The organism is Mesorhizobium sp. M0938 (assembly GCF_040319125.1).
Lineage (GTDB): Bacteria > Pseudomonadota > Alphaproteobacteria > Rhizobiales > Rhizobiaceae > Mesorhizobium > Mesorhizobium robiniae.
Genome location: NZ_JAMYNS010000011.1, coordinates 224834 through 231743 on the forward strand (window position 1 = coordinate 224834; position 6910 = coordinate 231743).

General features: G+C 64.2%; 6 protein-coding genes. All 6 read left to right on the forward strand.

Going from position 1 to position 6910, the window contains the following annotated elements; genetic code table 11:
• Nucleotides 1-70: 70 nt before the first annotated feature.
• Nucleotides 71-853 (forward strand): DeoR/GlpR family DNA-binding transcription regulator, encoded by a 783-nt coding sequence (locus tag NKH73_RS21005; RefSeq protein WP_352935703.1) that lies wholly within the window; start codon nt 71-73, stop codon nt 851-853.
• Nucleotides 850-2229 carry a carbohydrate kinase gene (locus NKH73_RS21010; RefSeq protein WP_352935705.1) on the forward strand — a complete coding sequence of 460 codons (1380 nt, stop codon included), beginning with the start codon at nt 850-852 and terminating at the stop codon, nt 2227-2229. Before NKH73_RS21005 ends, NKH73_RS21010 begins: the two co-directional genes overlap by 4 nt.
• Nucleotides 2226-3770, forward strand: coding sequence for a sugar ABC transporter ATP-binding protein (locus NKH73_RS21015; protein WP_352935707.1), 1545 nt, complete (start codon nt 2226-2228; stop codon nt 3768-3770). The genes NKH73_RS21010 and NKH73_RS21015 overlap by 4 nt, the downstream gene beginning before the upstream one ends.
• Nucleotides 3767-4765, forward strand: coding sequence for an ABC transporter permease subunit (locus NKH73_RS21020; RefSeq protein ID WP_337124291.1), 999 nt, complete (start codon nt 3767-3769; stop codon nt 4763-4765). Before NKH73_RS21015 ends, NKH73_RS21020 begins: the two co-directional genes overlap by 4 nt.
• A 77-nt stretch (nt 4766-4842) precedes the next feature.
• Nucleotides 4843-5781 (forward strand): ABC transporter substrate-binding protein, encoded by a 939-nt coding sequence (locus NKH73_RS21025; protein WP_352935711.1) that lies wholly within the window; start codon nt 4843-4845, stop codon nt 5779-5781.
• A gap of 119 nt (nt 5782-5900) precedes the next feature.
• The gene (locus NKH73_RS21030) at nt 5901-6794 is read left to right on the forward strand and encodes a sugar phosphate isomerase/epimerase family protein (RefSeq protein WP_352935713.1); all 894 of its coding nucleotides are present in this window, start codon (nt 5901-5903) and stop codon (nt 6792-6794) included.
• The last annotated feature ends 116 nt before the right edge of the window (nt 6795-6910 follow it).

Sequence of the window (6910 nt, forward strand, 5' to 3'; positions counted from 1 at the left end):
TGCAATCCGATGCGTGTTGAGTAAGTTGCACCAATTGCCGTGGCAAAATGGCATTTTCGGGAGGTATCCGTTGAGCGACTCCGGCCGCCAGCGTCAGATCGTCGAGTTGTTGCGGGATCGCCCCTTCGCCTCGGTGCGCGAGTTGCAGGAGCGGCTCGGCGTGTCGGCTGCGACGGTGCGGCGCGACATCGACAAGATCGATGAGGCCGGCGAAGCGCGGAAGGTCTATGGCGGCATCTCGGCGCTCGATGGCGCCTCGCAAGCTGGTGTCGCCTATGCCAGGCCCTATGACGAGAACCGCGATCTCGCAGTCGAAGCCAAGCGGCAGATCGCCGCTCTCGCCGCGACCATGGTGCGCGACGGCGACGCCGTCATCGTGCATGGCGGTTCGACCTGTTTCCATCTCGGCGCCAAGCTCGCCGACCGCAACATCCGGCTCTATACCAACTCGATGCCGCTCGTCGCCTATCTGAGCGACCATGGCCATTGCAGCCTGACCATTGCCGGCGGTGAACTGCATCGTGAGCCTGGCATCATCCATTCGCTCACCCAGGCCGTGCCGTTCTATGCCTCCAAGTTCTTTCTTGGCGCGCAAGGCATCGGCCAGGAGGGCCTGCTGGAATCGCATCCGCTGCTGGTCCGCTCCATCGTCGAACTCAGCCTATGCGCCGACCAGATCGTGGTGCTGGCCGACAGCCGCAAACTGTCGATCCACGCGCGCAACGTCGCGCTGCCCTTGTCCCGCATCGGTACGCTGGTAACCGACGATGCCCTCTCCGATGCCGACGCACGCATGCTGGAAGACGCCGGCGTCACGGTGCGGATCGCCTCTGCCTCGGGAGCCCTCCAGTGAACGTGGCTGTCCTCGACTTCGGCAAGACCAATTCGAAGCTGTTCGTCTTCGGCCAGGACGGGCAGACCCTCGACGAGCGCCGGACCCAGCCGAACTGGATACGCAAAGGCGGCTTCAGTGTGCTCGACGAAACGGCGCTTCACGATTGGGCGGCTCGCGCCGTCGGCGAAGCGGTCGACAATCATGGCATAGAGGGGTTGGTGGTTTCGGGCCATGGCTGCACCTTTGCCCTGGTTGACGATGCGGCGCTGACGCACCCGATCCTCGACTACGAGCAGGAGCCGCCGGCCGGGATTGCCGCGCAGATCGATCGCCGCATTCCGGATTTTGCTGAGACCTTCTCGCCGCATCTGCCGCTCGGCTTCAACTATGGTCGCCACATGCTGTGGCTGCAGGCGGTGCAACCCGGCGCGTTCGCTGCCGCGAAATCGATCCTCGGCTATCCGCAATATTGGAGCTGGCGCTTCGGCGGTAGGGCGGTGTCGGAAGTGTCCTATCTCGGCTGTCACTCGCATCTGTGGGCGCCGCGCAAACGCGATTTCTCCTCGCTGGTCGATGCCGAAGGCTGGCGCGGCCAGATGCCCGCCTTCGAGCGTGCCGGCACGGTCATCGGCGAGCAGCGCTTCGGCGAGGCAGCCCGGCCGATCGCCATCCATAACGGCGTTCACGACTCGAATGCGGCGCTCCATGCCTATCGTCGGCAGGAGCTTGGCCCGGTCACCGTCGTTTCGACCGGCACCTGGGTCATCGTGCTCAATCCGGACTGCCCGCTCGACGCGCTCGATCGCGACCGCGATATGCTGGTCAATGTCGATGTCGATGGTGGCCCGGTGCCGACCATCCGCTTCATGGGCGGGCGTGAATTCGCTGTCATCAGCGCCGGCTGGCAGGGCACGATCGCCCGCTCCACGCTACAGCAGGTAATCGACGCCGGCATTATGGCGCTGCCCAGCTTCGCGCCAGGCGGGCCGATGCCTGGCCATCCCGGCGCACTGGTCGGGCGCGCGCCAACCGCGGAGGAGCGTGCGGCCGTGGCGCTGCTCTATGTCGCGCTGATGGTCGATCTGTGTCTCGACCTGATCCATTCGGACAATACCGTCATTGTCGATGGCGGGCTGAACAGTGGCGGCCTGCTCGCCGCCCTGCTGGCGCAGCTGCGTCCCGGCCAGGCCTTCATGCAGGGCGCCACGCTGGAAGGCAGCGCCACCGGAGCGGCGGCTCTCGCCTTCGAGAGCGTCGGACGCGAATTTGCCGCCGAGGCCCCGGAGCCGGTGCGCGCCTCCGGCTTCGCTGGTCTTGCTGGATACCGCGACAGCTGGCGCGGCCTCTCCGCCGATCGAGGCATCGTTGAAACTGCAGCGCGAGGTACACGATGACCGCCGCTGCCCAAATCGAAACGGCGCGCCAGCCGGTGCTGGAGATGCGGCACATTTCGAAGACATTCGGCCCAATCCGCGCCTTGCAGGATGTGTCGCTGACCGTTCACGCCGGTGAACTGCACGCGCTGATGGGCGAAAACGGCGCCGGCAAGTCGACGCTGATGAAGGTGCTGTCCGGCGCCTACCGGCCGGACCCCGGCGGCGATATCCTGATCGACGGCACACCGGTCGCGACCGGCGATCCGATCAAGGCACGCGCCAACGGCATTGCCGTCATTTATCAGGAGCTGTCGCTGGCGCCCAACCTGACGGTCGCGCAGAACATCTTCCTCGGCAACGAGCCGAGACGGTTCGGCATCGTCGACCGCGACCAGTGCCATCGGCGAGCCAAGGAAATCATCGCGCGGCTCGGTGTCACCTTCTCGGCGCGCGCCTCCGTCTCAAGCCTATCACTCGGCGAACGCCAGATGGTCGAAATCGCCCGCGCGCTGTCGACCAGCGCGCGCATCATCGTCATGGACGAGCCGACCACATCGCTGACCTCGCGCGAGACCGACAGGCTGTTCGAAGTCATTGCGACGCTGAAGTCGCAAGGCATCGCCATCATCTACATCAGCCACCGCATGGAAGAGGTCTACCAGCTTGCCGACCGCGTCAGCGTGCTGCGCGACAGCGGCTATGTCGGCACGCTCGAACGCGCCGACCTGAATGCCTCGCGCCTCGTCTCGATGATGGTCGGCCGCGACCTGTCCGCCTTCTACAAGAAAGATCACCGCCCGCCGGACGCAAAGCGCGCAATCGCGCTATCGGTAAAGGGCATGTCGGACGGCCATCTTTTGAAGGACTGTTCCTTCGATCTGCACAAGGGCGAAGTGCTGGCGCTGGCGGGCCTGGTCGGCTCGGGCCGCACCGAGCTCGCACGATTGATCTTCGGCGCCGACAGGCACACATCAGGCACGCTGGAACTCGACGGCAAGCCGATAGCCATCGGCTCGCCGCGCGAGGCGCTGGATGCCGGCATCGCCTACCTCACCGAGGACCGCAAGGAACTCGGTCTGTTCCTCGACATGTCGATTTCCGACAATATCAGCATGGGCGTGCTCGCAAGGGACGCGCAGGTCGGAGGCTTGCGCGACTTTGCGACGGCCGAAAGGCGCGCCGCCAAGGCCGTTTCCGAACTCTCCATCCGCACCAGGTCGGTGCAGGCCAATGCCGGCTCGCTGTCCGGCGGAAACCAGCAGAAGGTGCTGCTCGCCCGCCTGCTTGAGACCGAGCCTCGGGTTCTCATCCTCGACGAGCCGACCCGCGGCGTCGATGTCGGGGCGAAGTCGGAAATCTACCGGCTGATCGACGATCTCGCCAAGAAGGGCATCGCCATCCTGATGATCTCCAGTGAACTGCCGGAGGTGATCGGCGTCGCCGACCGCGTGCTGGTTATGCGCGACGGCACCATATCGGGCGAGGTGACGGCATCCGAAGGCCAGCCGCTCAGTCAGGAAGCAATCATGGAACTTGCAACGGGAGCGGCCAAGCGATGACCGACAAGGCAACCGAGATAAGCGCGGGCGACCAGGCCGTCGGCAAGAACCGGCGGTTGCGCACCGCCTTCGCCGCGCTCGGCATGCTGCCGGTGCTGATCCTTTTGGCGGCCGGCTTCCAGTTCATGAACCCGCGCTTCCTCACCGAGACCAACCTTTTGATCGTCACCCAGCAGTCGTCGATCAACATCGTGCTTGCGGCCGGCATGACCTTCGTCATCCTGACCGGCGGCATCGATCTATCCGTCGGCGCCATCCTTGCCGCCTCCGCGATGGTGGCGGTGATGGTGTCGCTGGTGCCGGAATGGGGCATGCTCGGCGTGCCGGCGGCCATTCTGGTCGGCCTCGGCTTCGGCATCATCAACGGGCTGCTCGTCGCCTATATCAAGCTGCCGCCCTTTATCGTCACGCTTGGTTCGCTGACAGCCGTGCGCGGCGTCGCCCGCCTGCTCGGCCAGGACACCACTGTGTTCAACTCGGACCTGCCGTTCGACTTCATCGGCAACGGTTCGCTGTTCGGCATCCCCTGGCTGGTCATCATCGCTCTGTCGGTCGTGGTGCTGTCGTGGCTGGTGCTCAAACGCACCGTGCTCGGCACCTGGATCTATGCCGTCGGCGGCAATGCCGAGGCCGCCCGTCTCACCGGCATCAAGGTGCCGCTGGTGCTGCTCTTCGTCTATGGCGTTTCCGGCCTTCTGGCCGGCCTTGGCGGCGCCATGTCGGCGGCCCGGCTCTACGCGGCCAATGGGCTGCAGCTTGGGCAGTCCTACGAACTCGACGCCATCGCCGCGGTCATTCTCGGCGGCACCAGCTTCGTCGGCGGCGTCGGCTCGATCTGGGGCACGCTGATCGGCGGCCTGATCATCGCGGTGCTCTCCAACGGGCTCATATTGGCCGGTGTTTCGGACATCTGGCAGTACATCATCAAGGGATTGGTCATCATCGTGGCGGTCGCCCTCGACCGCTACAGGCTCCAGGCAGGAGCAAGAACGTGATTGACCTTAGTCGCCGGCGTCAACGACCCGGTTTCATGTAACGCACCGTGAGAGGCGCGGGGCATCAGGAGGAAAGAATGAAGACCATCGCTAAACTGCTCTGCGGCGTCGCCCTTGCGGCCGTCGCCATAGCACCGGCTTCGGCCAAGGACCTGAATAAGGTCGGCATCTCGGTCGGCCTGCTCGGCAACCCGTTCTTCGTCGCCACCATCAAGGGCATCGAAGACGCGGCCAAGAAGATCAACCCGAATGTCGAGGTGACGTCGGTGTCGGCCGACTACGACCTCAACAAGCAGGTCTCGCAGGTCGACTCGTTCATCGCTGCCGGCGTCGACGTGATCATGCTCAACGCCGTCGATGCCAAGGCGATCGCACCGGCGGTCAAGAAGGCGCAGGCCGCGGGCATCGTGGTCGCCGCGTTCGACGTTTCGGCGCCGGGCGCCGACGTCACCGTGATGACCAACAACGTCAAAGCCGGCGAAGCGGCCTGCCAGTATCTGGTCGACCATACCGGCGGCAAGGGCGACTATGTCATCCTGAACGGCCCGGCATCGTCGTCGATCCTCGAGCGGGTGAAGGGCTGCAAGGACGTGCTTGCGAAGCACCCGGATATCAAGATCCTCTCCGACGACCAGAATGCCGAGGGCTCGCGCGACGGCGGCCTGAAGGTGTTCCAGTCGCTGCTGACCCGTTTCGACAAGATCGACGCAGTGTTCGCCATCAACGATCCGACGGCAATCGGCGCCCAACTCGCGGCTAAGCAGCTCAACCGCTCGGAGTTCATCTTCACTGCGGTCGACGGCGCGCCCGATATCGAGAAGGAACTCTCTTCCGGCACGTCGATGATCAAGGCTTCGGCCTCGCAGGACCCTTATGTGATGGCAGGCCAGTCGCTGCAGATGGCGGCTGAAGTGCTCGCCGGCAAAAAGCCGGCCGAGGCGACGGTGCTGCTCGACCCGAAGCTGATCACGGCCGAGAATCTGAAGGACTACAAGGGCTGGACCGCAGCCCGCTAAGCCTCCCAAGGCCGGTGCGGCCGGGCTGACCGGCCGCACCATTTTTTGTTTGAGCATCGGATTCTCCAAAACCGGTTTCCACTTTTGGGTCCGATGCTCCCGCGCAACCGGAGACGATCATGTCGCGCATTGGAATCCATTCTTTCGTCTGGTCGGCAAGCTCGGCGCAAGGTGACCTCGAACGGACGCTGGCCAACACCAAAGAAGCCGGTTTCGACCTGATCGAATTCTCCTATCTCGACCCTGCCAATGTCGACATTGGCGGGCTGGCCAAGCGCATCGCCGACCTCGATCTCGGCGTGGCGATCAGCATCGGACTGCCGGCCGACGGCGACATTTCGAGCCCCGACAAGACAATTGCCGCGCGCGGCGTCGAAATCCTCAATGACACCATTTCGCTGACCCGGGACCTGGGCGGCCAGAAGGTCGCCGGCATCCTCTCGACCGGCCACGGATTGCAAACTGAGGCGCCGACGCGCGACCAGTGGAACCGCAGCGCCGGAACGCTCGCCAAGGTCGCGGAGACCGCCAAGGCCGCCGGCGTCACGCTCAACCTCGAGATCGTCAACCGCTTCGAAAGCAATCTGCTCAACACCGCCGCGCAAGGGTTGGCCTTCATCGAGGACACCGGCTCAGATAACATCTTCCTGCATCTCGACACCTTCCACATGAACATCGAGGAAGCCGATGTCGGGCTGGCCATCCGCCACGCTGCGAAAAAGATCGGCTATGTCCATATCGGCGAGAGCCATCGCGGCTTCCTCGGCACCGGCAACATCGACTTTGCCGCGATCTTCGATGCGCTGACCGCGGTCGGCTATAGCGACGACCTCAGCTTCGAATCCTTCTCGTCGGAGATCGTCGACGAGAACCTGTCGAAGAAAACCGCCATCTGGCGCAATCTATGGACCGACAATATGGAGCTGGCCCGGCATGCGCGCCGCTTCATCGCCATCGGGTTGGAAACGGCGCGGCGCAAGGCCGAGCTTGTTGCGTCGAGCCATCGACCTTAGCGCCACCCGGCCCTCATCCATCAGCTGTGGCGCTAGAGCGTTTCATCTCTTGAGAGAATCGTAGGATTCCCAAAGCGGCGTGATTGTGATTCAAGATGCTGGCTGGACGGAGGCCA

Coding starts and splice junctions, on each gene's coding strand:
- NKH73_RS21015 (WP_352935707.1), top strand. CDS start 2,226: ATGACCGCCGCTGCCCAAATCGAAACGGCGCGCCAGCCGGTGCTGGAG.
- NKH73_RS21020 (WP_337124291.1), top strand. CDS start 3,767: ATGACCGACAAGGCAACCGAGATAAGCGCGGGCGACCAGGCCGTCGGC.
- NKH73_RS21030 (WP_352935713.1), top strand. CDS start 5,901: ATGTCGCGCATTGGAATCCATTCTTTCGTCTGGTCGGCAAGCTCGGCG.
- NKH73_RS21025 (WP_352935711.1), top strand. CDS start 4,843: ATGAAGACCATCGCTAAACTGCTCTGCGGCGTCGCCCTTGCGGCCGTC.